Source organism: Bacillus norwichensis (assembly GCF_014836955.1).
Taxonomy (GTDB): Bacteria; Bacillota; Bacilli; order Bacillales; family Bacillaceae_C; genus Siminovitchia; species Siminovitchia norwichensis.
Genome location: NZ_JACSPV010000028.1, coordinates 1 through 24,280, shown reverse-complemented (window position 1 = coordinate 24,280; position 24,280 = coordinate 1). Strand labels below are relative to the sequence as shown.

The 24,280-nt window shown below is 39.5% G+C and carries 20 protein-coding genes; 18 read left to right on the top strand and 2 right to left on the bottom strand.

What is annotated here, in order from left to right; all coding sequences use genetic code 11:
• The first annotated feature begins 57 nt into the window (after positions 1-57).
• The 11 genes from H9631_RS14740 (at position 58) to H9631_RS14690 (ending at position 12,068) form a co-directional block, all read left to right on the top strand.
• On the top strand, positions 58-711 hold the full coding sequence (locus tag H9631_RS14740) for a GNAT family N-acetyltransferase (RefSeq protein ID WP_191814083.1): 654 nt from the start codon (positions 58-60) through the stop codon (positions 709-711).
• Between the two features lie 312 nt (positions 712-1,023).
• Complete coding sequence (locus H9631_RS14735; RefSeq protein ID WP_191814082.1) at positions 1,024-2,379, top strand: APC family permease; 1,356 nt, start codon at positions 1,024-1,026, stop codon at positions 2,377-2,379.
• A gap of 215 nt (positions 2,380-2,594) precedes the next feature.
• Complete coding sequence (locus H9631_RS14730; RefSeq protein WP_191814080.1) at positions 2,595-3,374, top strand: sensor histidine kinase; 780 nt, start codon at positions 2,595-2,597, stop codon at positions 3,372-3,374.
• Entirely contained in the window at positions 3,375-4,091 is a 717-nt protein-coding gene (locus H9631_RS14725) for a response regulator transcription factor (RefSeq protein WP_191814078.1), read from the top strand.
• A gap of 6 nt (positions 4,092-4,097) precedes the next feature.
• Positions 4,098-5,141, top strand: coding sequence for a hypothetical protein (locus tag H9631_RS14720; protein ID WP_191814076.1), 1,044 nt, complete (start codon positions 4,098-4,100; stop codon positions 5,139-5,141).
• A gap of 155 nt (positions 5,142-5,296) precedes the next feature.
• Positions 5,297-6,247 carry an ABC transporter permease gene (locus H9631_RS14715; protein WP_191814074.1) on the top strand — a complete coding sequence of 317 codons (951 nt, stop codon included), beginning with the start codon at positions 5,297-5,299 and terminating at the stop codon, positions 6,245-6,247.
• A gap of 11 nt (positions 6,248-6,258) precedes the next feature.
• On the top strand, positions 6,259-7,158 hold the full coding sequence (locus tag H9631_RS14710; RefSeq protein ID WP_191814072.1) for an ABC transporter permease: 900 nt from the start codon (positions 6,259-6,261) through the stop codon (positions 7,156-7,158).
• Positions 7,159-7,181: 23 nt separating this feature from the next.
• The gene (locus tag H9631_RS14705; protein ID WP_191814070.1) at positions 7,182-8,198 is read left to right on the top strand and encodes an ABC transporter ATP-binding protein; all 1,017 of its coding nucleotides are present in this window, start codon (positions 7,182-7,184) and stop codon (positions 8,196-8,198) included.
• Positions 8,182-9,165: an ABC transporter ATP-binding protein gene (locus H9631_RS14700; RefSeq protein WP_191814068.1), complete on the top strand. Its 984-nt coding sequence runs from the start codon at positions 8,182-8,184 to the stop codon at positions 9,163-9,165. The genes H9631_RS14705 and H9631_RS14700 overlap by 17 nt, the downstream gene beginning before the upstream one ends.
• Positions 9,166-9,377: 212 nt before the next feature.
• A complete protein-coding gene (locus H9631_RS14695; protein WP_191814066.1) occupies positions 9,378-10,475 on the top strand; it encodes a C45 family autoproteolytic acyltransferase/hydolase in 1,098 nt (365 codons plus the stop codon).
• Between the two features lie 33 nt (positions 10,476-10,508).
• On the top strand, positions 10,509-12,068 hold the full coding sequence (locus tag H9631_RS14690; RefSeq protein ID WP_191814064.1) for an ABC transporter substrate-binding protein: 1,560 nt from the start codon (positions 10,509-10,511) through the stop codon (positions 12,066-12,068).
• A gap of 145 nt (positions 12,069-12,213) precedes the next feature.
• Here the strand turns inward: H9631_RS14690 and H9631_RS14685 are convergent, their stop codons facing one another.
• A complete protein-coding gene (locus H9631_RS14685; protein ID WP_191814062.1) occupies positions 12,214-12,828 on the bottom strand; it encodes an FMN-binding negative transcriptional regulator in 615 nt (204 codons plus the stop codon).
• Between the two features lie 192 nt (positions 12,829-13,020).
• On the opposite strand from H9631_RS14685, the gene pdxR reads away from it, so the two are divergent.
• The 7 genes from pdxR to H9631_RS14650 all read left to right on the top strand — a co-directional run bounded on the left by pdxR (position 13,021) and on the right by H9631_RS14650 (position 22,421).
• Entirely contained in the window at positions 13,021-14,400 is a 1,380-nt protein-coding gene (gene pdxR, locus H9631_RS14680) for a MocR-like pyridoxine biosynthesis transcription factor PdxR (RefSeq protein WP_191814060.1), read from the top strand.
• Positions 14,401-14,486: 86 nt separating this feature from the next.
• Positions 14,487-16,082 carry a PucR family transcriptional regulator gene (locus tag H9631_RS14675; RefSeq protein ID WP_191814058.1) on the top strand — a complete coding sequence of 532 codons (1,596 nt, stop codon included), beginning with the start codon at positions 14,487-14,489 and terminating at the stop codon, positions 16,080-16,082.
• A gap of 462 nt (positions 16,083-16,544) precedes the next feature.
• Positions 16,545-17,495, top strand: a complete 951-nt coding sequence (locus H9631_RS14670) for a DUF1177 domain-containing protein (protein ID WP_191814056.1) — start codon at positions 16,545-16,547, stop codon at positions 17,493-17,495.
• A 15-nt stretch (positions 17,496-17,510) separates the two neighbouring features.
• Positions 17,511-18,317: a nitrilase-related carbon-nitrogen hydrolase gene (locus H9631_RS14665; RefSeq protein ID WP_191814054.1), complete on the top strand. Its 807-nt coding sequence runs from the start codon at positions 17,511-17,513 to the stop codon at positions 18,315-18,317.
• Positions 18,318-18,338: 21 nt separating this feature from the next.
• Complete coding sequence (locus tag H9631_RS14660) at positions 18,339-19,667, top strand: purine-cytosine permease family protein (RefSeq protein WP_191814052.1); 1,329 nt, start codon at positions 18,339-18,341, stop codon at positions 19,665-19,667.
• A 97-nt stretch (positions 19,668-19,764) separates the two neighbouring features.
• Positions 19,765-20,859, top strand: a complete 1,095-nt coding sequence (locus H9631_RS14655) for a DUF917 domain-containing protein (RefSeq protein ID WP_191814050.1) — start codon at positions 19,765-19,767, stop codon at positions 20,857-20,859.
• Positions 20,859-22,421 carry a hydantoinase/oxoprolinase N-terminal domain-containing protein gene (locus H9631_RS14650; protein ID WP_191814047.1) on the top strand — a complete coding sequence of 521 codons (1,563 nt, stop codon included), beginning with the start codon at positions 20,859-20,861 and terminating at the stop codon, positions 22,419-22,421. The genes H9631_RS14655 and H9631_RS14650 overlap by 1 nt, the downstream gene beginning before the upstream one ends.
• 281 nt (positions 22,422-22,702) lie before the next feature.
• Here the strand turns inward: H9631_RS14650 and H9631_RS14645 are convergent, their stop codons facing one another.
• Positions 22,703-23,362: a class A sortase gene (locus H9631_RS14645; protein WP_191814045.1), complete on the bottom strand. Its 660-nt coding sequence runs from the start codon at positions 23,360-23,362 to the stop codon at positions 22,703-22,705.
• Between the last annotated feature and the right edge of the window lie 918 nt (positions 23,363-24,280).

Genomic DNA, 24,280 nt, shown 5'->3' with positions numbered 1-24,280 from the left:
TAGAGGATTGTGCGTGATTCTTTTACGCACAATCCCATAAAAAAGGAGGGGCTGTCTATGAGAACCCAGTTTCTTAAAACTATAGAAGCAGCAGGAGCAAGACTAATGACATTAGACGACATCTATAAGGTGAATGAGATGGCAGCCATCGGATTCGGAGACCCAGATATTCCATTTAAGCCTGAGCACTTGGCCAGCCAAATTGAGATTTTCCCTGAAGGTCAAGTCGTCATAGAACATGAGGATGGAAATATCGTAGGTTCTTGTTCAAGTGTCATTGTTAACTTTGAAGATTATGGTGTATATCACAATTTTGATGATATATCCGACAATGGATATATTAAAAATCACAAACCTGAAGGTAAAAACCTTTATGGAACAGAAGTGGTTGTACACCCTGAGTATAGGGGCCTAAAGATAGGGAAACGTTTATATCAAGCTAGAAGAGCGATTGCACAAGAATTCAATCTGGAAAGTATCCTTTTCGGAGGACGTATTCCAAACTATCACAAGTATGCAAACGAACTGACTCCAGAACAGTATGCAGCGAAGGTAGTCAGTGGAGAACTCTATGATCCAGTCATGACATTCCAATTGAAAAATGGATTTGAATTCAAGGCAGTCATGCCCAACTACTTGCCAACTGATGCAGAATCATTGAAATATGGAGCTTTAATGGAGTGGAAAAATCCGGATTACAAATTGATGTAACCGTTTAACTTTGTTTAGTAGCTGTGTAAGTGGTGAGATGAAAGCATATTGGTATTCCATTCAGTGGGGTTTAACCCGCTGAATCAAGTTAAAGCCTCTGACGGATGCCACAGATTTTCAAGGGAAATTTATCGAGCGGATATTGATAAAATCTGGGCGCAAATACGCCAAGGCGAATTTGATCAAAAAGTGATAAATTGATATTTTCGGATTAGCACAATGCTAATTCGAAAATATCGGCTTTTCTCTATATGGTACTTAAGAATCGCGAATAAGGAACTATAAAATTAGAAAGACTGAGGAGGCTGTTACATGGGGACAAACACATCTTTGAAAAGATCACTGGGATTATGGGCAATTGTTGCTCTAGGGTTAGGTTACATGACACCTACGGTTGTATTTGATACATTTGGAATCGTTTCCAAGCAAACAGGCGGGCTTGTCCCCTTGGCTTATGTCGTAGGTTTAATCGTTATGCTTTTTACAGCTATCAGCTATGGAAAAATGGTAAAGGTCTTTCCAAGTGCCGGTTCAGCTTACACATATACTCGAGAAACAATGGGACCCCGTCTAGGATTTCTTGTCGGGTGGGCTTCACTGCTTGACTATTTACTTCTGCCTCTTGTAAACGCTGTCATCATCAGGTTGTATATGGAATCGCTTTTCCCAGATGCATCCGCGTGGATATGGGTGTTGATATATGTCGCCTTTGTAACAGTCATCAATGCAATCAGTATGAAATCAACATCAGGTGTCAACGTTATTTTAGTTGTTTTCACTTTAGTTTTAATGGCCGTGTTCGTTGTATTAGGTTCAATCCAGCTATATAAAGGAATGGGAACAGGAACCTTAATGACGATCCAGCCATTGTTCCAGGAGAATATGCATATTACACATGTTTTAACTGGGGCAACAGTGGTTTGCTTCTCCTTCATCGGTTTTGATGCGATCACCATGTACACGGAAGAAGCTAAGGACATTAATATCATGCCTAAAGCAATAGCTTTCACAGTCCTGATTGGAGGAGCTGTTTTCTTCGTAGGTGCTTACTTCGCACAAACATTATTCCCAGACGTCTCAGTTTTTAATGTTGTTGATGATACGCTTCCTGAGATTGCGTTATATGTCGGTGGAGTTGTATTCCAATTAATCTTCCTATCCGGAGCATTCGCTGCGACTATCGCGTCCGGGCTGGCTTCGCACTCCAGTGTTTCTAGACTTCTATTCGTTATGGGAAGAAATGGTGTATTACCGAAAAGGCTGTTTGGATATGTACATCCGAAATTCAGAACACCATTTTTTAATGTCATTTTCGTAGGGATTGTTAGTCTGTTAGCGATGGGGCCGAGTCTTGAGCTGATCTCCGCTGTTATTAACTTTGGTGCTTTGATAGCGTTCACATTCGTTAACCTATCTGTTATTGCATACTTTGTATTTAAAAAGAAACAATACCAAACTCCAAAGCAGGTATTCTCTTACATTGTCATGCCAACGCTTGGTGCAGCTTTTACAGGTGTTTTATGGGCTCACTTGCATGCCGATGCATTCATCGGAGGGATTGTATGGGTAATCATCGGGATTATTTACATGTTCATCATGTCAAAAGTATTCAAGAGAGATATTACTGATCTTGGAATGGATGAAGCAGATCAAATGACTGGGAGCTAACCGAATAAGGGTATTAAACAAGAGGAACAGCTGAAAATGGCTGTTCTTCTTGTTTTATAGCTAGTCAAATATGCAGTGTTTTAGTATGATGGAAAAAAATATTTTCTGGGAAAGTTCAAAAAGTCAAAATAAAAAAAGGCAAATCTTTTCGCTGCCTCGCCATTTTGGCTACTCAATGCGTAACTTTTTGAACATGAACTGTTATGGAGATCGATATGGTTTCATATGAAAATTTTTTCTTATTTATCTTAATCAGTATTTTAGGGCCTGTGATTGGTGTACTTATCTTAATCATATTCAATACGTTTGAAAAACAAATATATTTGCTGGAGGTGGAAAACTCAAAGGTTCTTTTGGAAAAAGAACTGGAAACTACCAAGTATGTTAGGCTTAATCAACAGATACAACCTCATTTTTTATTTAATGCTTTGAATTCCATGTTCAGTTTAATAAGGCTAAAAAGATACGATCATTTAGCAGAAGTATTTGAACATATGGTCCTTTATTTGCGCTCAAAATATGATCAGGAACAAACACTTCATTTATTAAAAGAGGAGATTGAGTACACGAACCATTTTTTAGCTATACAGCAACTTCGTTTTGGTGAACGATTGCGTGTAGAATGGCACGTTGAAGAGGGGATGGAGAAAATACTCGTTATTCCTTATTTAATACAGACACTTGTTGAAAATGCATTTAAGCATGGAATTGAAAACCTCGAAGGGTCGGGAGTTGTTAAGATTATTATACAAACGACCGAACAACGGCTTATTATCACTGTTAAGGATAATGGGCCAGGCTTTGCAGTAAATCCGTTAGAGGAGGATTCGGGTGTCGGTATTGGATTAAAAAATATCTCTAAACGATTGCATCTATTGTTTGGCGATGAGGCGCAGATGACATTTTCTTTGGATCATCGACATGAAGAACAAGGAGGAAAAGTCATTGTGTCGATGCCAAAGGTGATGGAAGAGATGGACTTGGAGGTGAAATAAATGAACATTCTAATATTAGACGATGAACCTTTAGAATTAGAGCAATTAGAGTTTCTGATACACTTGCATTTTCCTACTTGGAAAATTTATAAAGCTCTTTACGGTACAGAGGCAATCGAATTAGCCGAAAGTATGCTTGAAAAGGATTCTTTTCAATTGGCACTGATGGATATCAAACTTCCTGGGAGAAATGGCCTAGAAGTGGCCACAAAAATGAAGGCTTTAATGCCAAATTTAGAAATTATTATCATTTCAGCATTTCAAAACTTTGATTATGCTAAACAGTCCATACATTTAAAAGTTTTAGATTATCTTGTTAAACCAGTTATTGAAAGCGAATTAGTGGAGGTTTTGCAAACTTTTCTAAAAACACGTCCTGAGTACGAGAGTTACACAGAAGTTGTCCGGTCAGTCATTCAGGTCGTAAAGGAGCAATATAGAGAACCTCTGAGACTATCTTTGATTGCTGAAAGCTTTCATATTAATGTAAGTTACCTAAGTCGGCTTTTTAGAGAAGAGGTAGGTGTAAACTTCTCTGACTTTTTGCTGAATTACCGGATCGAACATGCAAAGAGACTGCTGATACAAAATAGGAATTGGTCCATACTTCGGGTAGCGGAAGAATGTGGCTTTAACAGCCAGCACTATTTTAGTAATGCCTTTAAAAAGATTGTCAGATGCACACCGAAAGAATATCGAAACAGGAAAGTGGTTTAAGTCAAGATGAAACCCTTAAAACCTTTAAACATCACCTATTTAATTTCAAGCTGGGTATCCATCAGCATGATTTTTATCATTGGAGAAGTCGTCACTCGATTTGGTGTTTTTTCTAGTCTAGTGATTGTTTCTGCCTTTTTATTAGCTTTTGCTGTTTTTTTTGCATTGCAAAGGTCGTCATTAAGAATAAATAAAAACTCCTTTTTAGGAAGATGTATTACAATAATAAGATTCCTTGAAATTTATATTCTTCATCTTTTTATCTGTGGATTGATTTTCCATACAGCGTTTCAAGTAAATATGTACTTCTCGGTTTTTGCCACTGCTTTTATTTTAATGATATGTGCTGTTTATCTCCCGAAGGGGAAGAAATTCAGGCAAAGTATAAAAGATACAAGATTTATATTGATTAGCGGCCTAGCGATACTTCTTCCCACTTATATTTATTTGCAAAAAGGCCTCGAGTCCTTATATCATAACCTTCTGTACTATCAGCCTCAGGTCCTGAATCATGATTCAAGAAGTTTGTGGCTGTTATTCCTGATTGCCTTTATTATCTTTTTTTCAAAGCTATTGCTTCAACGGGAGGTTATTGATAAGTACAACAGCCCAAGTATTTATAAAGTAGTTTTTAAATTATTAATGGCAGTTTTTATCTATTGTACTTTTATACTGGCTTTTGCAACAATGAATGTTGTGGCCATCACACAAAATTTAGACTACAGTCAAACGAACGAATTGTTCATCTTGCTTGTAGAGAAGCTCTCTCTATCAGTAATCTTTAAATTTTTCTGTATAGTCCTTTATTTCAGCTCTCTAATCATATTAATTGATGCGCTCCCGCCAATTCTAAATGAAAAGAAAGAAAATAGATTCTTTAACGGTTCATTTGTATTCATTTTAATAGCTGCCTGTCTAACAGTCCTTATTTTTTTTCATTATAGTCTGCTGTCTATCTATGTGTTTTTTGGCTGCTTAATCAGCCTCCTTGTAATGATAGCGATTATCATACAAATGATGAGAAATTTGAAAGCAAGGATGTCAATATAGTTAAAAAAGTCCTAACAATAATGCAAAACTATTGTTGGGACTTTTTTTATAATACAGTCAATAGGATTACGAGAGTCAATTACAAGTAGCAGATTAATATGAAAGGGCTATCATTCTAGCTATCAAAACAATCGACAAAAAGGAGGGGAATTAGTTTGAAAATATATATAGCACAAAGGCTGCTCTCTCTTATACCAGTGATGCTTGTAGTGGCAATTGTTGTTTTTTTCTTAATACATCTGACACCTGGTGATCCGGCCTCCATCATACTGGGACCTGAAGCCTTGCCAGAAGATATTAAGGCGCTACAGGCAGAGCTTGGCCTAGACTTACCGATTTATCAGCAGTTTCTCAATTGGTTTAGCGGAATTTTAGTAGGTGATTTAGGGGACTCTCTTTATCTGGATATGCCAGTTTTGACAGCGTTTTCAAGTCATTTAGGTCCTACTTTATCCTTGGCTATTTTAGCACAGCTCATCTCAATTATCATTGCTATTCCATTTGGTATTATGGCAGCCACGAAGAGAGGAACTGCAGTTGATCAGTTTTTCATGGTGTTCGCGTTACTTGGCATTTCTATCCCAAGTTTTTTGCTTGGTCTTCTGCTAATTCTTTTATTCGCTGTAGAACTACATTGGCTTCCGGCTGCGGGATACCAACCGTTAAGCGCAGGATTATGGAATCATTTGAGGTTTCTCATTTTACCGGCAATTACCCTTGGAGCTATTCAAGCCGCATTAATTGCCCGTATGACCAGATCCTCCATGCTGGATATATTAAACATGAATTATATTAAAACAGCCCATGCAAAAGGTTTGAAAGAAAGAGTCATTATTTACAAACATGCTTTTAGAAATGCACTAATCCCAATTTTAACTGTAGTTGGTCAGGCTTTTGGTACTTTAGTAGCCGGTGCGGTAGTGACTGAGGTCGTTTTTAATATACCAGGAATAGGACAACTCATTGTAAACGCTATACAACGCAGAGATTACGTTTTGATTCAAGGTACGGTTCTTCTTATCGCGGCAACTTATGTAATCATTAATCTATTAGTTGATTTATTATATGGAGTCGTAGATCCGAGGGTTCGGCTGAATAAAAAGTAGGGGGTGAGAATATGATTTCAAACGCAATAGAACAGAACATGGAAGGGCAGAAAAAAGAAATTGCAAAGGAGAGACGAGCTTTATTTCTCAGGCGAGTTTGGGCTAACAAGATGGTTGTAATTGGTGGGGGAATTATTTTTCTCATCACCCTGCTAGCACTTCTTGCTCCACTGATTGCTCAATTTACTCCATATGATTTGGAAGCTGTAAATCGTTTAAAAGCACCAAATGCAACGCATTGGTTTGGCACAGATAACTTTGGCCGGGATATTTTCAGCCGTGTGGTTTATGGGGCTAGAGTTTCTCTTGCTGTAGGGATTTCCGTAGCAATTATTACCGGTTTCCTTGGCCTCTTTATTGGCATGTATTCCTCTTACTACCGGATACTCGATCATGTTTTGATGAGAATTGCTGATGGTTTGATGGCATTTCCATCCATTCTACTGGCTATTGCCATTATGGCAGTTATGGGGCCAAAACCAATAAATGTTGTGATTGCCATTGTCATTGTTGAAACACCAGGAGTAGCCAGAATTGTTCGCTCCGCAGCATTAGTGATAAAGGAACAGACATATATTGAGGCTGCGAGAGCCCAAGGAGCAAGTTCGCGGAAGATTATTTGGTCACATATTGCGCCCAATGTTTTAACTCCACTGATTGTTCAAATTACTTATGTCTTCTCAGTTTCTATGATTATAGAGGCAGCTTTAAGCTTTTTGGGAGCTGGAATACCAGCACCCGAACCGAGCTGGGGTAACATTTTATTTGATGGGAAAAGCGTGATTCAGAGCGCTTGGTGGATGACCGTGTTTCCGGGGATATTCCTTTTATTGGCTGTTTTAGGTTCTAATCTGCTCGGAGATGGAATACGTGACTTGATAGATCCTCAGTCAAATAAAGCAAAAAAATAATGAAGAATGAGGAGGGTAGCAGGATGTCCAATTACTCACTTTTAAAGGTTAATCATTTAAGAACCACTTTTGCTTCTGAAGAGGGACCAGTTACAGCTGTTGATGATGTAAGCTTTACAGTGAATAAAGGGGAAACCATCGGAGTTGTAGGGGAGTCTGGATGTGGGAAAAGTGTCACCTCCGAGTCAATCATGAGATTACTGAATGAAAAGACAACAAAATATGAGGGGGAGGTTCTTTTTGAGGGCAAGAATTTACTACAACTAAGCAAAGCAGACATGCGAGAAATTCGCGGCAATCAGATTTCAATGGTTTTTCAAGATCCCATGACTTCCTTAAATCCGGTGCAAACGATCGGGGATCAAATAGCTGAAGTAATCATTATCCATCAAAAAGTCAGTAAACGCGAGGCATTTAAACAAGCCGAAGAAATGTTAAGGCTTACGGGTATACCTGCACCGGAGAAAAGAATAAATGAATATCCTCATGAGCTATCTGGCGGAATGAGGCAAAGAGTGTTTATTGCTATGGCTTTGGCATGCAGACCCAAAGTGTTGATTGCAGATGAGCCGACTACCGCTCTTGATGTCACCATTCAAGCTCAAATCTTAGACCTGATTAATCATTTGAAATCAGAGCTGGAAATGGGCGTCATGATGATCACTCACGATCTTGGTGTCGTAGCTGAAGTTTGTCAGAGAGTGGTGGTTATGTACCTTGGACAAGTGATCGAAGAAGGGGAGGTTGGAACGCTGTTTTCCCGCCCGCTTCATCCTTATACGAAAGGGCTGTTGAAATCGATTCCACAGCTTGACGGAGACCGCACGGAAAAACTGCATGTAATTAAGGGAGTTGTTCCCTCTCTAACTGCTGTTCCAACTGGGTGCCGTTTTGCACCGAGATGCGAATTTGCTGATGAACAATGCATTGGACAAGCACCTGATTTAACAGAAATTGACACAGCTCAAAAAGTTAGATGTTGGAAAGCTGATAAGTTCTTAAAAGAGGAGGGCCATACACATCATGCAGCAAGCGTATGAGAAACAAGAACCTCTCTTGCAGGTCAAAAACTTACAGAAACATTTTGCAATAACGAATCCGCTTGGTAAGGTAACGGGTCAGGTCAAGGCTGTTAATAATGTAACGTTCGATTTATACGAAAAAGAAACCTTAGGGCTTGTTGGAGAATCAGGCTGTGGAAAAAGTACAACGGGCAGAACGATATTACGGTTGACGGAGCCTACTTCTGGGACAGCCTTATACAAGGGTAAGGATATTTTTCAATTAAAAGACAAGCAATTCATGCCGATTAGAAAAGAAATGCAAATGGTTTTTCAAGATCCGCATTCTTCGCTTAATCCTAAAAAAAGAATTGGATATAGTGTTGAGGAGCCAATGAAGATTCAGGGCATTGGAACAAGAGTTGAAAGAATGGAAAAGGCGATGGACCTATTAAATAAGGTTGGATTACGGAGTGATCAATACTATCGGTATCCTCATGAGTTTTCAGGAGGACAAAGACAACGGATTGGCCTCGCGCGGGCATTGGCTGTTACTCCAAAGGTCATTATATGTGATGAGCCGGTTTCTGCTTTGGATGTTTCTATACAGTCGCAGGTAATTAATCTGTTGCAGGAGTTACAGGATGAATTCGAACAGGCTTATTTATTTATAGCACATGATTTAAGTGTCGTCCGTCATATTTCTGATCGAATCGGGGTCATGTATCTTGGGAGCATAGTAGAACTAGCGCCAACTGACGAACTGTTTAAAAATCCGTTGCACCCATATACTCAAGCTTTGTTGTCTGCCATTCCGATTGCAAACCCACATAGAAAAAAAGAAAGAATAGTAATAAAAGGAGATGTACCCTCTCCGACAAATTTGCCTTCAGGATGTGTTTTTCATACTCGGTGTCCACATGCAATGGAACGTTGTAAAACTGAAGTTCCAACCGTAACGCACGGTGCTGGCAGACATCAGGTTGCTTGCCACTTGTATGCCTAGTTTTTAAAATTTAGTCAGCAGAAGTCTCCCACTTTTGTAAGTGGTGAGATGAATGCATATTGGTATTCCATTCAGTGGGGGGCTGAATGAAGTGAAAGCTTCTGGCCGATACCACAAATTTTTAAGGGAGACCTGTTGAGCTTAAGCTCAACAAAATATGGAGCAAATACCAAGGCGAATTTGATAATTGAAAGGGAGGAATAGAATATACAATGATCAAAACATTACATCTTCAAGGCTCTGCAAAAGAAGTAGGGGTCTGCCATGGAAGCCAGGGGAAACAGGAAGTTATGAATAGTCTTAAAACATATGAAAGGCTATTTTATGTTGCCAAAAACATGAGTTGGAAAGAAGCTAGGGAGCAGGCTTTGCTTCATTTAAACGCAATTGAAAAATATGACCTTCAAATGATTGAAGAAATGGAAGGGATTGCAAAAGGTGCTGGAGTAGAGTTTGAAGATATTTTGGCTTTAAATGCCCGAAGTGAAATCGCTTTGACGAATCAAGGAGAGGTTTTTTCGGACGGCTGTACGTCAATGGCTGTTGCCAGTCCGACGATTAAAGACACAATTATTGGTCAGACCTGGGATTGGACTTCCTCTCAAAAAGACAGCTTGCTACTACTTGATATACAAGCTGAATCTAAACCTCGTATCACAATGGTGACAGAAGGTGGGATCATAGGGAAAATTGGCTTCAATTCAGCTGGAGTCGGACTATGTTTAAATGCTTTGATTACGGATAAGAGAACAAATGAAATACCATTGCATTTAGGGTTAAGGGCTGTTTTAAATTCATATTCGCAAGCAGAAGCCATGTCTAAAATTTCAAATGGACAAATAGCTGCGTCTGGAAATTTCTTAATTGGCTATGATGACGGCAATGGAAATGGAATGGTAGTTAATGCGGAAGTTTCCCCTTTTGGTATTGATTATGTTGGCGGAGAAGATGGGTGGTTAACACATACAAACCATATTTGCTCTAATGTTATTAAACAATATGTAAATGACATGAATGAAGTTCGATTTGAAGATTCAATCATTCGAAAGAAAAGGGCTGATCAACTAATTAAAGCAAGTATAGCCGCTAAAGAACCAATCAATGAACAAACGTTTGAGAGATGGTTGTCCGATACATTTAATAAACCGAGCTCTATTCATCATTTCGAAAACGAAAACGCTCCGGAATATCGAAAGGTAGAAACTGTTTTCTCTATTATTATGAATTTATCGAAGAGGAAGGCATTATTGCGAATAGGACTGGAAGGAGAATTTGAGGAGATCGATACCATGACAAAAACAGCATTGTAATGGAAAAAACATAAAAATAACGGGGGTAACAGAATGAAAAAAATACTTATATCATTTTTAATCATCTTTTTGCTGGTAGGATGTTCTTCTTCATCTGAGGATGCAGGAAAAAAAGAAGGGGGCGATGAAAAAGGCGGGACATTGAATGTCGCATATATGGCACAGCCGCCTACCTTAGATCCGCATGTGACTGTTTCTGTAGCCACTACTGAAATTGGACGCAATATTTTCGAGTCGCTTTTGGCCTTTAATGCAAGGAATGAGGCAGCTCCATTGTTGGCAGAAACATTTGAATCTAGTGAAGACCTCAAAAGCATTACTTTTAAATTAAGAAAGGGAGTTAAGTTCCACAATGGTAAGGAAATGACAGCAGATGATGTTGTAGCATCTATGGAGCGCTGGAGAGAATTAAATGGTAAGGCAAACACCTATTTTTCCAAGTCTGAATTTGTAAAAGAAGATGATTATACTGTTGTATTAAAAATGGACAGGCCATTTACAATTGCGAAATATATATTGGCTACCAATATCAATTTTGCGGCTATTATGCCAAAAGAAATTGTTGAAAATGCGCCAAATTCCGGAGTTAAAGAGTATATTGGAACAGGGCCTTTTAAGCTAGATGAATGGAAAAAAGACCAATATATTAAGCTTGTCAAAAATGAAGATTATCAATCGCCACGAAGTGAACCAGATGGATTAGTCGGTAAAAAAGAGCCAATGATTGATGAGTTGTATTTCCGAATGGTTCCGGATACATCTACCAGAACGGCTGGTATTCAGACTGGAGAGTATGATGTAGCACTTCAAATTCCTTACGATAATGTTCCAGCAATAGAAAGTGATGCGAACATAGAAGCAATTACTCATCCGGAAGGATTCAGCACAGTTGTATTTAACAAACGTAATGGAATATTTTCCAGTGAAAAAGCTCGACAAGCGTTAAATTTGGCAGTGGATAAAAATGAGGTAATGATGGCGGCATTCACGGATGAAAAGTTTTATAGACAAGAACATGGATTGTTATCTAAGGAGTATGTAAGCTGGTACAGTGAAAAGGGGAAAGACAAGTATGATGAATATGACCCGGAAACGGCTAAAAAGTTGTTTAAAGAAGCCGGTTATAATGGGGAGGAACTCACAATTTTAACTACAAGGGATTATGAGGACCAATATCAAATAGGTGTTGTCATCCAGGAAAATCTTAAAAAGGTTGGAGTTAAATCTAAATTAGAGGTATATGACTGGGCTACTTTAATGGAAGTCAGAGAAGATGATAAATTTTATGATTTAATGCCAATGGGGTATAACCCGGTCACTGATCCAACACAAATTAACTTTCTAGATTCCAGAATTAAATATACTGGCTGGTCTAATAGTCCAGAAATTGATAAACTATTAGATCAATTAATGGTTGCTCCTTCTGATGAAGAGGCGAAAGAGATATTTGGCGAGCTTCAGGAGGAAGCCTGGAACTATCTGCCTGCTATAAAATTTGGGGATTATGATGGGGTCGCTGCTGTACGAACAAATGTTAAAAATTTTGAGATGTTCCAGGGACCTGTCTTTTGGAACACTACAGTCTCTAATTAAAGAAGCACAGGCTTATAAAGACTGGCTGCCCTGAAAAGGGGTTGGCCAGTTTTTCTGCATTCTTATCTGTACCAAAACTGTCAAAATATATAAAAAGGTGCCCATTCAATAAGAACTGATGAAAGGGCACCATTACAGCAGAAGTCTATTTAGTGTATTGGTTCTTTTTCATTAATTCAGCAATTTGCTGGTCGTTTTCGCTATTTCCTTTGGCCAATTGAGAAATAACTCGATTTTGTCTTTCGGATGAATGATTTTGACTTAATTTTGCTTTTCCTTCAATATTTGAAATATGGATTTTAAACGCTTGGACGCCTTTATTCAAGTTGGAAATGATTTTGGGATCTACATCTTCCACTTGATACTGTCCCTCTTTTGTTTCATATATATCTATCATTTGACGAAAATCAGACATTATCTCCTTTTCATTATCGATTAGCTTCATTTCACCATATACATGAACTGCGACGTAATTCCAAGTCGGAACGGTTTGATTTGTTTCGTACCAAGATGGAGAAATATAACTATGCGGCCCTTGGAATACCGCTAAAACCGTTTGCTTTTCAATGTCTGTCCATTGTGGATTCTGTCGAGCAAAATGCCCTGACAAATGACTGCCATCTTCACTCAATATTAAAGGCAGGTGTGTGGCAAAAGGCATGCCTTGGTGCATGGAAAATATTGTGGCAAAGCTATGTTGTCTTATTACCTCGAAAATACTCGCTTTATCGGTCATTTTGAAATGTTTAGGTATATACATATTCAACTCCCTTTCATCAAGGTATAGCTTGTTTTTTGGATATGGAGAAAAATTTTTGACTCGTTTTGTTGAATTGTACTTTTAGTGATTATTTGTTAAATTCATTGCCTTTGCAATACTATAGTAATGTAAGTTCTGACATGTTAAAAGATACAATTTTAATCTTTTTTACATGTCAAAGGAGTGAAAAAAGTGAAAGAGATTATTTTCGCTTTGAATGATAAGCGTCCTAAATATAAACAAATCTATGAAAAGCTAAAATTATATATTGAAAAAGGGGATATTCAAACAAATGAGCAGCTGCCATCCATCAGGAGGCTAGCGGAGTCATTGGGAGTAAGTCGAAATACAACACTTACTGCCTATGATCAACTTGTAGCAGAAGGCTATATTCGTGGAGAGGGAAGAAGAGGGTATTTCGTTAACCTCTTAGAACCGCTATTGTTAAACCATCCTTTTATAGAGAAGAGGGAAGGGGTTTCAAAGACCTCGCCTGAAATACTTGTAGACTTCCGAGCGGGTGCAGTGGATCCCTCCCATTTCCCAGTAAAAATATGGAGGAAAATGGCTAATCAAACATTAGCAATGCCAGCGAGCTATACGTATGGTGATCCTTTTGGAGAAGAGCAACTGAGATCAGAGATTGTCCGCTATTTATTTCAATCACGAGGCCTTGAGACGAATTCGGATGCTGTCATTATTGGTAGTAACACTCAGCAAATGCTTCTTAATCTTGGTCATATATTAAAGCCGAAATATAATAGTATTATTGTTGAAAACCCGGGTTATGATGGTGCCCGTGAGGTATTTAGTCTGCATAGGTTCCAGCTTGAAACTATCCCAATTAAAAGAAATGGTGCTGATTTTTCACATTTGGACCAATTACAATCAAAACTTATTTATGTTACACCATCACATCAATGTCCGTTGGGTGTCACGATGCCGATTCAACAAAGGCAGGCACTCATTCAGTGGGCAAACAACCGTGATGGCTATATTATTGAAGATGATTACGATAGTGAGTTTCGCTATACGCAGAAGCCATTTCCAGCGCTCTCATCCATTGATGCAACGAGGGTTCTATATATTGGAAATTTCTCAAAAGCTTTTCTTCCAGGACTTCGTATGTGCTATATAGTGCTGCCAGAACCTATATTAAGTCAATATAAAAAAACCTTTGGTATGTTTCAACATACAGCTTCAAAACTTCATCAACTCACAATGGCTAAATTGATGGAAGAGGGGGAATGGTTTCGTCACATTAAAAGGATGCGGCTGATTTACCAGCGTAAAATGCAATTATTGGCTTCAGAACTTCGTAGGACATTCGAAGATAAAATAATTATTATTGGTGAGCAATCGGGATTGTACCTATTGATGCAAGCTCACTTTGGCAAATCGGAAAGTTGGTTAATAGAACAGGCTCAAAAACAAGGTGTTAAAATCTACTCGACCTTGCCTCACTTTATTGCCGAATATCCAAACGAACCTTTAATAAAGCTGGGCTTTAGCAATCTATCTGCGGCTGAAATCGTAAAAGGGGTTTCACTTTTAAACGCGGCTTGGACATAATAAAATGAACAGCTTCTCTTGATTCACATCATTGACTTGTGATTGAAAGTGATTTGTTTTAATTCTGTATAATGGTGGAAACAGTAATGAAAAGGAGAATTGCGGTGAAAGTATGGGACGTATTGGAAATTGCACAAGCCTTGGATGGCAGTTTATCAGCAGGATATAAGGGTTTAAAGCAGGAAGTTCGATTTATTGAAGTAATGGAAGTTCCTGAAGTAGAGGCGTGGGCCACAGAAGGGCTCCTTGTTATAACTACTTTTTATGCAGTGAAGGATGACCCTGAAAGACAGTTGGATATTATCTCGGCTTTAATTGATAAAAAAGCTGCTGGACTTGTGATTAAAGTCGGAAGATTTGTTGAAAAACTGCCGGATGAATTGATTGAGTTAGCTGATAAACATGATTTTCCAATCATTGCAATTCCCAAATGGGTCGCATACATTGATCTGCTTACACCTCTGTATGGACTGTTGCACCAGGAAGGAGATACCTCTGCAGATAACGATGCTCTTCATTCATTTAAGGACATAATATTTAATAGTGTAGAGGAAGCGTTGGAGTTTCTATCCGTGAATTTGAACGGTGGAGCTGTTTATATAGAAGACGTGCAAGGGCTTCTATTATATTCAAGTGGTCGATTCTATCGGGATCCGTGGAGAAAAACAGGTCTTGTTTTTTCCCCTCCTACTCATTCTGAGTATCAAGATAACTTGAGGAGATGGAAAGATCGTATCTTGAAGGATGGTCATTTCTACATATACTTGCCGGGAAAGTTGAGTAGGTTGATCATCCCGCTCTATACACGGCAGGAAATATTTGCTTTTATCCATTTGCCATTCCACAATCAGACCTTGATGAATTCATTGAGTAAAAAATCCATTGAGGCGATTCAGCACAAACTCTATGAAATTGTCATGTCCGAATTAGTTGAAATGCAAAAGCATTGCATGTCGCAAGTGGATGAGTTCAAAAGAGCCATTTCCAACCATTCCAATCTAAAAGCAAAAGTAGTTCTTTATTTTAAGGAAGATCAAAAACTTCCTTTAGGATCCTCCAGAGTGGTTGATTATGATTGTATGCGTCAAAAAAAATGGCTGGATCTGCTGGAGCAGATACCGAATGTGGAGCAATCCTTTATTTTTGAACAAAAAGAAGAGATATATGTTCTCCTGATCCTCTCAGTATTAAAATCGGTGGAGGAGATAGTTGAAGAAGTATCCAATATTGCAGACCATTTTCCTGTTCCTGACACATGTGTAGGAATCAGTCCAGTTTTCTACCATTTTAACGAATTGGATGCAAAAGTGAAGGCTGTTACAAATATGATGGAATTCGGTCGTGAATATTATCCCGATAATAAAATATATTCCTATTATCAACTGGGTATTTACGAATTCTTTATCAAATTAAGCCAAGATTCCTCAGCATGGGAATACGCTCGACAAATACTAGGACCGCTCGAAAGCGAGGGGGATCCAGAGTTGCTGGAAACGCTGATCATGTATCTACAGGAAAATGGGAATGCATCTAGAGCAGCTGAAAAATTATATGTTCATCGGAGAACGATGACAAATCGCCTGGTAAAGATAAAGTCGCTTTTGAACATGGATTTGGACAACTCCGAGCATATATTTATATTGCAATTCTGTTTAAAAATAAAAAGGATCAACGAGCAATAGGCTTGTTGGTCCTTTTTTGCTGTTTAGTAAACTTTAACTCATTTAGCAGAAGTCTCTCACTTCTGTACATGGTTAGATGAATGCGTATTGGTATCCATTGTGGGAGTTCAACCCCTGGCGGATGCCATGATTTTCAGAGGAAATGTATCGAGCGGAGCTCGACTAAAATCTGGGCGCAAATACGCCAAGCCGCATTTGATAAGTTAGGAGTGAATAACATATTTATCGAAATTCACGTTCAGCTTCAGTGTCTATCCCCTCGAGGTCATAAGCGACTTTCCAGTGGTGGCTGAAGTGTGCCCGCGCTGACCAAAGCGCTTACGCTTCTTATTTGCACAAGATGGGAAGGGAAACGCAGGTATGTTTTCCCACTTTGGGCATATACAGCACAATGCTCAAAATTTATAATTTTTTTACATAGCTTAAAAATAGACAGAATTTTTAGATGGAGGATGATGTCTGATGTCTTTGAAATATACGATGGAAATGATGGAGCTGTTGGATGAAGCTTATATAAATGGAGAAAAGGTTGTCAATATTTTTAAGGGTTTGCCTCATTGTGAATCATCTTATGAAACCGTTATCGGAGAGACTGGGGCCTCGACTGATTTTATCAAAATTTTAATCAAAGGATCTAATGGAAAAAGTGATGGGGGATCGGCGCCAACAATAGGGATTGTCGGGAGACTCGGAGGACTCGGAGCACGTCCATCCAGAATCGGCTCCGTTTCTGACGGGGATGGTGCAATCGCTGCCATTACTGTTGCGTTCAAATTAGCGAATATGGCCGCAACTGGGGATCGGCTTCCTGGGGATGTGTATATAACGACACATATTTGTCCTGATGCTCCGATTGAACCGCATGAACCGGTTGATTTTATGGGTTCACCCGTTGACATGATGGAGATGAATCGTCATGAAGTACTCGAGGAAATGGAAGCCATTCTATCAATTGATACTACCAAAGGAAATAAAATTGTAAACCATTTGGGGATAGCCATTTCTCCTACTGTAAAGGAAGGTTATATATTACGTTTTAGTGATGATCTTTTGCGAATCATGGAAATGACGACGGGGGATTTTCCGGTAACATTTGGCGTGACGATGCAGGATATTACTCCATATGGGAACGGACTTTACCATTTAAACAGTATTTTACAACCTTCTGTGGCAACGGACGTCCCTGTAGTCGGAGTGGCTATAACGGCTAAATCAGTTGTGCCGGGATGCGGAACAGGAGCGAGTCGCGAAGTTGATATCGCGGAGGCAGTCCGCTTTTCCATCGAGGTGGCTAAAGAATATACCAGAGGAAAATGCGAATTTTATAATAAGGATGAGTTTGCAAAGCTGAACGAATTGTATGGTTCAATGAAAAAACTGCAGACCTTTGGCAGACAGCCCGAACAAGTTTGAAAGGAGTCCTGAAAAATGAACAGCAGGAGAGTCAATATTGGCATCATCCAGTTTGACAGTAAGCTCGGTGACGTTGAGTACAATGTAAAAAAAGCTGCTGAGAAAATCACGCTGGCAGCTGAAAAGGGAGCCAATATTGTTTGTCTTCCTGAGCTTTTTTCCACAGGCTATAATTTAGATCTGCTTGGTGATGATATAAGTTTATTGGCACTTCATTACTATGACGATACTGTTGAAAAGATGGCGGAAGCAGCTCGAGAAAACAATGTATATATAGTTGCACCTTTTGGAGAAAAGCGGGATTTGGAAGGGATTTTGTATAATTCAGCACTTGTTTTTGATGATGAAGGAAATTTGCTTGGAAGCTTTGCCAAGACACATTTATGGGCAAAAGAAAGGATGTATTTTAAAGAAGGCTCGGATTACCCCATTTTTGACACAAAATATGGAAAATTTGGAATCGCCATTTGTTATGATATTGGTTTTCCTGAAGCTTGTCGCTCTTTATGCCTGAATGGTGCCGAGTTTGTGTTTATGCCGTCAGCATGGAGAGTTCAAGATAAAGATATGTGGGAATTAAATGTCCCTCAGCGTGCATTGGAGAATATCTTTTTCACGATCGGTGTAAACCGTTTCGGGCACGAAGGGGATTTGTATTTATTTGGTGGGAGTAAAGTGTGTAATCCAAGAGGACAAGTGATTGCGCAACTTCCTGAGGGCGAGGAAACGGTGGAGGTAGTGACAATTGATTTGAATGAAATTAACACATTTAGAACCCAAATTTCTTATTTACGGGATAGAAAGCCTGATATTTACAACTAAAAAAGAAGGGTGGAGAAAGGCGTGAAAAAGGAAGAAGAAGTAACAATCGGAGAAAAATATGATGATTATGCATTATCCCGGGTTCCAAAAAGTGAGAGAAAACACTGGTTTGGGATTGCGACGATGCGCTTTGGACAAATCTCTGCTCTCTCCCAATTTTTATTGGGGGCTGCACTTGGTTATGGTATGGATTTTTGGACTGCTTTTTGGGCTATTACATTAGGAGCGGTCATTTTGGAAGTCGTGTCCATTTTTGTGGGAATTGCGGGTATGAGAGAAGGGCTAAGTACTACTTTGTTAGTTCGATGGGCGGGCTTTGGAAAATTGGGATCTTTCTTGTTGAGTCTTGTGATCGCTATCTCTATGATTGGATGGTTTGGAATTCAAAATGAGGTATTTGCCAATGGAATCCATCAAATTGTGGGCGGTCCAATCTGGCTTTGGTCTATTGTTACAGGGGTGTCCGTCACGCTGATTGTATTGTTCGGCATTTTGTCTTTGGGCTTTACCGCATATGTAACAGTTCCGCTATTCTTGCTTGTTGTCTTTTATTCAATTAGCAACGTATTGACACAGTTTTCATTCGGAGAGCTGATTGCTTTGCCGGTGCCGGGTCCTGAAATTCCTCTGGCTGTTGGTGCAAGTATGGTTGCGGGTGGATTTATCGCTGGTGCCATCATTACACCTGACATGAGCCGCTTTAACCGTTCTGTTGGTGACGTAATTAAACAAACAGTCATTGGCATTACTTTCGGGGAATATATTATTGGTTTGGTAGGTGTACTTCTTGCTCATGCAGCAAAGACATCTGATGTCATTTCAATCGTTATGGGTACGAGCGGTATTATTGGAACGATCATATTAATTACGGCCACATTGAAAATTAATGACTGGAACTTATACTCTTCTTCTCTCGGTGTCGTCAATTTGATTGATCTCGGCTTTGGTAAGCGAGTAAACAGGACGCTTATTACAATCATTCTTGGCTTGATTGGTACGCTATTTTCTGTACTAGGCATTTTAGGAGCGTTCGAAAGCTTCCTTGTATTGCTGGGTGTAGCATTGCCGCCTGTAGGAGGCATTATGACTGTGGAGTACTTTATTGTTAAACGCTATGCGAAAGAATTAAAAGAATCCCGTGAAAAAGGTGTATTGCCGGAAACGTATGAGGCATGGAATCCAATCACACTGATAGCTTGGATTGCATCTATTATCATTGGTTTGACCGTTCATTGGGGGATACCTTCTGTCAACTCACTTGTTGCAGGCGGCTTCCTATACTGGTTGCTAAGTGTTATAGTCCACCGCGGTAAGAAAGTAACGTATGGTGAAGTGAAAACCTATCAATAATATGAGAATTTGGACAGGCCATCCTTTTAACTTCACAAAGGATGAGACGGCTTCTATTTAGGAGAGTCTGAAAAAACTAAAAAAGAGGGATCAACATATGAGGTTTATTGGAAAAGAAGAGATTGAGGATATTGCTGTTGGTGCAGCGTTGCTTGGAACTGGAGGGGGAGGTGACCCTCATATTGGAAAGTTGATGGCTTTACAGGCAGTTGAAGAAAATGGTCCGATTAAACTCCTATCCATAGACGAAATCGGCGATGATGATTTAATTGTGCCGACGGGCATGATGGGAGCGCCGACAGTGATGGTGGAAAAAGCTCCAAGCGGTACAGAGGCATTGGCAACGTTTAAAACCCTTGAATCTTATCTCGGGGAAAAAATTGTTGCTACCATTCCTATAGAAGCCGGGGGCATTAATTCCATGCTTCCTTTGGCACTCGCGGCAACACTGAAATTGCCAGTCGTAGATGTTGATGGAATGGGACGAGCTTTTCCGGAGTTACAAATGACAACCTTTTATTTGGATGGAGTTTCAGCAACCCCTATGGTGATTGCTGATGAAAAAGGCAACGCCTCATTGCTGAATACGATTGATAATTTATGGGCCGAAAGAATCGCAAGAAACGCGACCATTCAAATGGGCGGGTCTGTTATGATGGCCATTTATCCTATGAGAGGAAAAAATTTAAAGAAAAGCGGCATCCATAATATTTTACAGCTGGAAGAAGAGATAGGACGTTCCATTCGCCTTGCCAAAGCTAGGGGCTATGATCCAATTGAGAAAGTGCTCGAATTGACAAAGGGATTTGAACTGTTTCAGGGAAAAGTAACAGATATTAACCGCAAAACGGAGACTGGTTTTACACGAGGAATGGCTGCCATCGAAGGATTAGCGGATTATAAAGGTGAAACTCTTGAGCTTCGGTTCCAAAATGAGCATTTGATTGCGAAAACGAAAGATCGCTTGTTATGTGTAACACCTGATTTAATTGCGGTGTTGGATGCGGAGACTGGACTTCCAATCACTACGGAAGGATTAAGATATGGAGCTCGCTGTGTTGTCATTGGTATACCGTGTGATCCGAAATGGAGAACGAAAAAAGGAATTGATACATGCGGCCCAGCTTATTTTGGTTACGATGTGGACTATGTTCCTGTTGAGAAGTTAATGGTAGAAGGAGCTGGACAATAATGGGCATTTATCGAATAGGAATTGATGTTGGTGGGACGAATACGGATGCCGTTATTTTGGATGAGGATTTTAATGTCATCGCAGAAACGAAAACACCGACAACTGAGGACGTCAGTTCGGGAATTTACAAGGCGATGAAGGAAGTCATCAATTCTTCTAATGTTCCGCTCTCAGACATTAAGTATGCTATGCTTGGGACCACTCATGCAACGAATGCTATTGTCGAAAGGAAAAGATTAAATTCGATCGCGGTGATCCGTTTAGGCGCTCCCGCAACGCTTGCGGTCAAACCGCTAATAGGGGTGCCAGATGACTTACGAGAAAAGCTAGGGAAATATGTTTATATTGTGCAAGGCGGACATGAATTTGACGGGCGGGAAATTATGCCGCTTGATGAACAAGAGCTATATCTTATTGCTGAAGAAGTGAAGGGGAAGGTTGATTCCGTTGCCATCACGTCCGTGTTTTCGCCAGTTTCTCGGAGCCACGAGGAACGAGCGGCTGAGATCATCAAAGAAGTATTGGGAGAAGAACTACCTGTTTCGCTTTCATGTGAGATTGGCAGTGTCGGCCTTCTTGAACGAGAAAATGCGACAATTTTAAATGCTTCGGTTGTGAATGTAGCCAAAACAACCATTAACGGGTTTGTCAATGCATTAAGGGAAGAAGGCATCCAGGATGCCCGCGTATTTTTAGGTCAAAATGACGGAACCCTTATGTCTGTGGACTATGCATTAAAATATCCAATCCTAACTGTTGCCTGCGGTCCGACGAACAGTTTGCGCGGCGCATCTTATTTATCTGGCCATGACAATGCGATTGTTGTTGATGTGGGAGGAACAACTACAGACGTCGGAGTCCTTGTGGGCTCTTTCCCTAGAGAATCGTCTCTCGCCGTTGAAATTGGAGGTGCTCGGACGAACTTCCGTATGCCGGATTTGGTTTCTGTCGGACTAGGTGGGGGAACGATTGTCCGAATTCAAGAGAATGGAGAATTTACGGTTGGTCCAGACAGCGTTGGTTACCGTTTAACGGAGAAGGCGCTCGTTTTTGGCGGCGATACGTTAACGACCACAGATGTCATCGTGGCTCTTGGTAAAGCTGAAATTGGAGATTCGGAAAAGGTCCGTCACTTGGACCGGGCATTATTGGAGACCATTTACGAGGAAATGACTTCCATGGTGGAATTAGCTGTGGACCGCATGAAAACCAGTGCCGATCCTGTTCCAGTCATTTTGGTCGGTGGTGGAAGTATACTTGTACCCGCAACATTGGAAGGAGCCTCGGAAGTCATTCGTCCGAAAAACCATGGAGTTGCTAACGCTATTGGTTCTGCCATAGCTCAGGTAAGCGGTCAAGTCGAAAGAGTATTCTCTTTGGATGAGCTTGGCCGGGAAAAAACCTTGGAGCTGGCAAAGCAAATGGCGGTAAATGAAGCCGTTGAGGCAGGAGCTGATCCCGATACATGCGAAATAGTGGATATTGAGGATGTTCCACTTGCTTACCTGCCTGGGAATGCGACACGTGTTAGAGTCAAGGCGGCAGGTGAGTTGGCAAGGTAGCAATATATAAACATTAGTAGCACAGGCCAAAATCATGGTTTGTGCTACTATTTTTGAAAAAATCTCTCATGGATTCGAAATGGGTCTATTTAATTTTTTAAAAGGTTGAGAAGATGACACAAAGAAATAAACTACGGCGAACATTAATACAAAAAAGAATAAAAGATAAAGCAAATAATGATATGGCTATATTAATTGTTGACTGTATATAGGCTCCCTCTTTTTACCTAACCAAGAAACTTTTTTCATTTGATACACTTTTTAAGTAATTAAACATTCTCCTATTCTATATTTTTAAAATCCTCATTGAATGGAAAAAAATTAATAAGATCTCCACTTACGGCTACTCTGTTTTCTGGTTCGCTGGGTATATCGCAAGTTATCAAGGTGATCTCGTCTTTTCCATTTTCCTCCATGATCGTTGTTTCATTTTCTTTAATGATCTGCTTGTGAACTACTTGATATTCATAGATTTTTTTCTTATCCGTAACGTATACTTTGTCACCGTTATTTAGACGAACTACATCATGAAATAACAATCCTTTTTTCTTCATTCGGTGTCCGGCCAAAACATAGTTACCCTTTCCTAACTTGTCGTATTCCTTCATTTCCCCTGCACCATGTAATAGATTTTGCTTTGTGACAGTTTTATATATAGGCAGTTTCAAGCCTGTACTTGGAATATACATAAAGGCAACTGGTTCACCCTTATAGCTCAACCCTTTTAATACATCTAGTTCACTGGGCAGCTCATTAACTTCTTCTACTTCTTCAACTTTTTTTCTGTTTCCCTCTAACGCTACATTATCCATGGTATCTATTTGTTCCATCAGGCTATGTACTTTTTTATCCAGAATTGTATTTTTTAAAATTGGACTAAAAGTAAGTACTAAACCCAATATAAGTACAAAAATAGCTAAAAAAAATTTCAATTGCTTCAAGCTAGATCCTCCTATTATCGAAAGGGGCTGTCCAGAAAGTCAGTGAAAACTGATTTTCTGTGGCAGCTCTTTTCTGCTTATATCGAAAGATGCATTTTAAAAAAAATCGCCCAATCTAGTAAAATGAAAGTGACCAAACCTCATTCAAAAAGGACGATTTTTATGAGTAATCCGAAGAATACTACTAATGAGTATAACACGCAACTATTTCTCCCTCTAGAGGTAAAAGAGGAGATTCCTGCTTCAAAAAGATAGTCTACTTCCATATTTAATCCATATAGTAACCATTAAAGCTTTGCTATCTTGGATGTAGAGGGGCCCACTCCTCAAATGTTCCCATGTGGTGGATGAGATGATTGAATCCATCCAGGATGAACAGCCTCTCTTCCACCCCAAATAGATGCTTAAAGTGCTTTTTTCAGCTAATTTGCAAAAGATCTACTCCTCCTAGGAATCGAAAAGCTAATTGGGGAAAACTCTCCAGCTATATGGCTGGCCACCATGCTAAAGCTAGATTCCTGTACACTCAATGATTCCAGGAGTATGAAAAGCCTGATAGATGAATTGTTTGGGGCGATGACTCTCTGGCTGATGGGAAGCCAATGTCAAATTTCTTTTGCAGTAGATTTAGTTGTTACTTTTTTACCCTCCAACTTAAAGGAGCTAATTTTAACCCTGATTCAATTGTGATTTCAATGAGTTTTTGTACGATTTTGCCCTGCCGAGGTATAACTTTTTATTAATATTGCATAATTTTAATTTCTATTTCTCAAGATATTTTTCACAAAAAGCTAGCTGCTAATTTATTGTATTTTTGTGAAATTAAAGTATACATATACCATCACTAGCGTTGCATAAACGATGTTTTAATATTCTGTAAGTATACCTTCCTGAAAAACGCTAAAAAAAGCAAAGCCT

Bases quoted from the DNA above. Each gene is read 5' to 3' on its own strand.
- H9631_RS14740 (WP_191814083.1), top strand. From the start codon at position 58: ATGAGAACCCAGTTTCTTAAAACTATAGAAGCAGCAGGAGCAAGACTA.
- H9631_RS14735 (WP_191814082.1), top strand. From the start codon at position 1,024: ATGGGGACAAACACATCTTTGAAAAGATCACTGGGATTATGGGCAATT.
- H9631_RS14730 (WP_191814080.1), top strand. From the start codon at position 2,595: ATGGTTTCATATGAAAATTTTTTCTTATTTATCTTAATCAGTATTTTA.
- H9631_RS14725 (WP_191814078.1), top strand. From the start codon at position 3,375: ATGAACATTCTAATATTAGACGATGAACCTTTAGAATTAGAGCAATTA.
- H9631_RS14720 (WP_191814076.1), top strand. From the start codon at position 4,098: ATGAAACCCTTAAAACCTTTAAACATCACCTATTTAATTTCAAGCTGG.
- H9631_RS14710 (WP_191814072.1), top strand. From the start codon at position 6,259: ATGATTTCAAACGCAATAGAACAGAACATGGAAGGGCAGAAAAAAGAA.
- H9631_RS14705 (WP_191814070.1), top strand. From the start codon at position 7,182: ATGTCCAATTACTCACTTTTAAAGGTTAATCATTTAAGAACCACTTTT.
- H9631_RS14700 (WP_191814068.1), top strand. From the start codon at position 8,182: ATGCAGCAAGCGTATGAGAAACAAGAACCTCTCTTGCAGGTCAAAAAC.
- H9631_RS14695 (WP_191814066.1), top strand. From the start codon at position 9,378: ATGATCAAAACATTACATCTTCAAGGCTCTGCAAAAGAAGTAGGGGTC.
- H9631_RS14690 (WP_191814064.1), top strand. From the start codon at position 10,509: ATGAAAAAAATACTTATATCATTTTTAATCATCTTTTTGCTGGTAGGA.
- H9631_RS14685 (WP_191814062.1), bottom strand. From the start codon at position 12,828: ATGTATATACCTAAACATTTCAAAATGACCGATAAAGCGAGTATTTTC.
- H9631_RS14675 (WP_191814058.1), top strand. From the start codon at position 14,487: ATGAAAAGGAGAATTGCGGTGAAAGTATGGGACGTATTGGAAATTGCA.
- H9631_RS14670 (WP_191814056.1), top strand. From the start codon at position 16,545: ATGTCTTTGAAATATACGATGGAAATGATGGAGCTGTTGGATGAAGCT.
- H9631_RS14665 (WP_191814054.1), top strand. From the start codon at position 17,511: ATGAACAGCAGGAGAGTCAATATTGGCATCATCCAGTTTGACAGTAAG.
- H9631_RS14655 (WP_191814050.1), top strand. From the start codon at position 19,765: ATGAGGTTTATTGGAAAAGAAGAGATTGAGGATATTGCTGTTGGTGCA.
- H9631_RS14650 (WP_191814047.1), top strand. From the start codon at position 20,859: ATGGGCATTTATCGAATAGGAATTGATGTTGGTGGGACGAATACGGAT.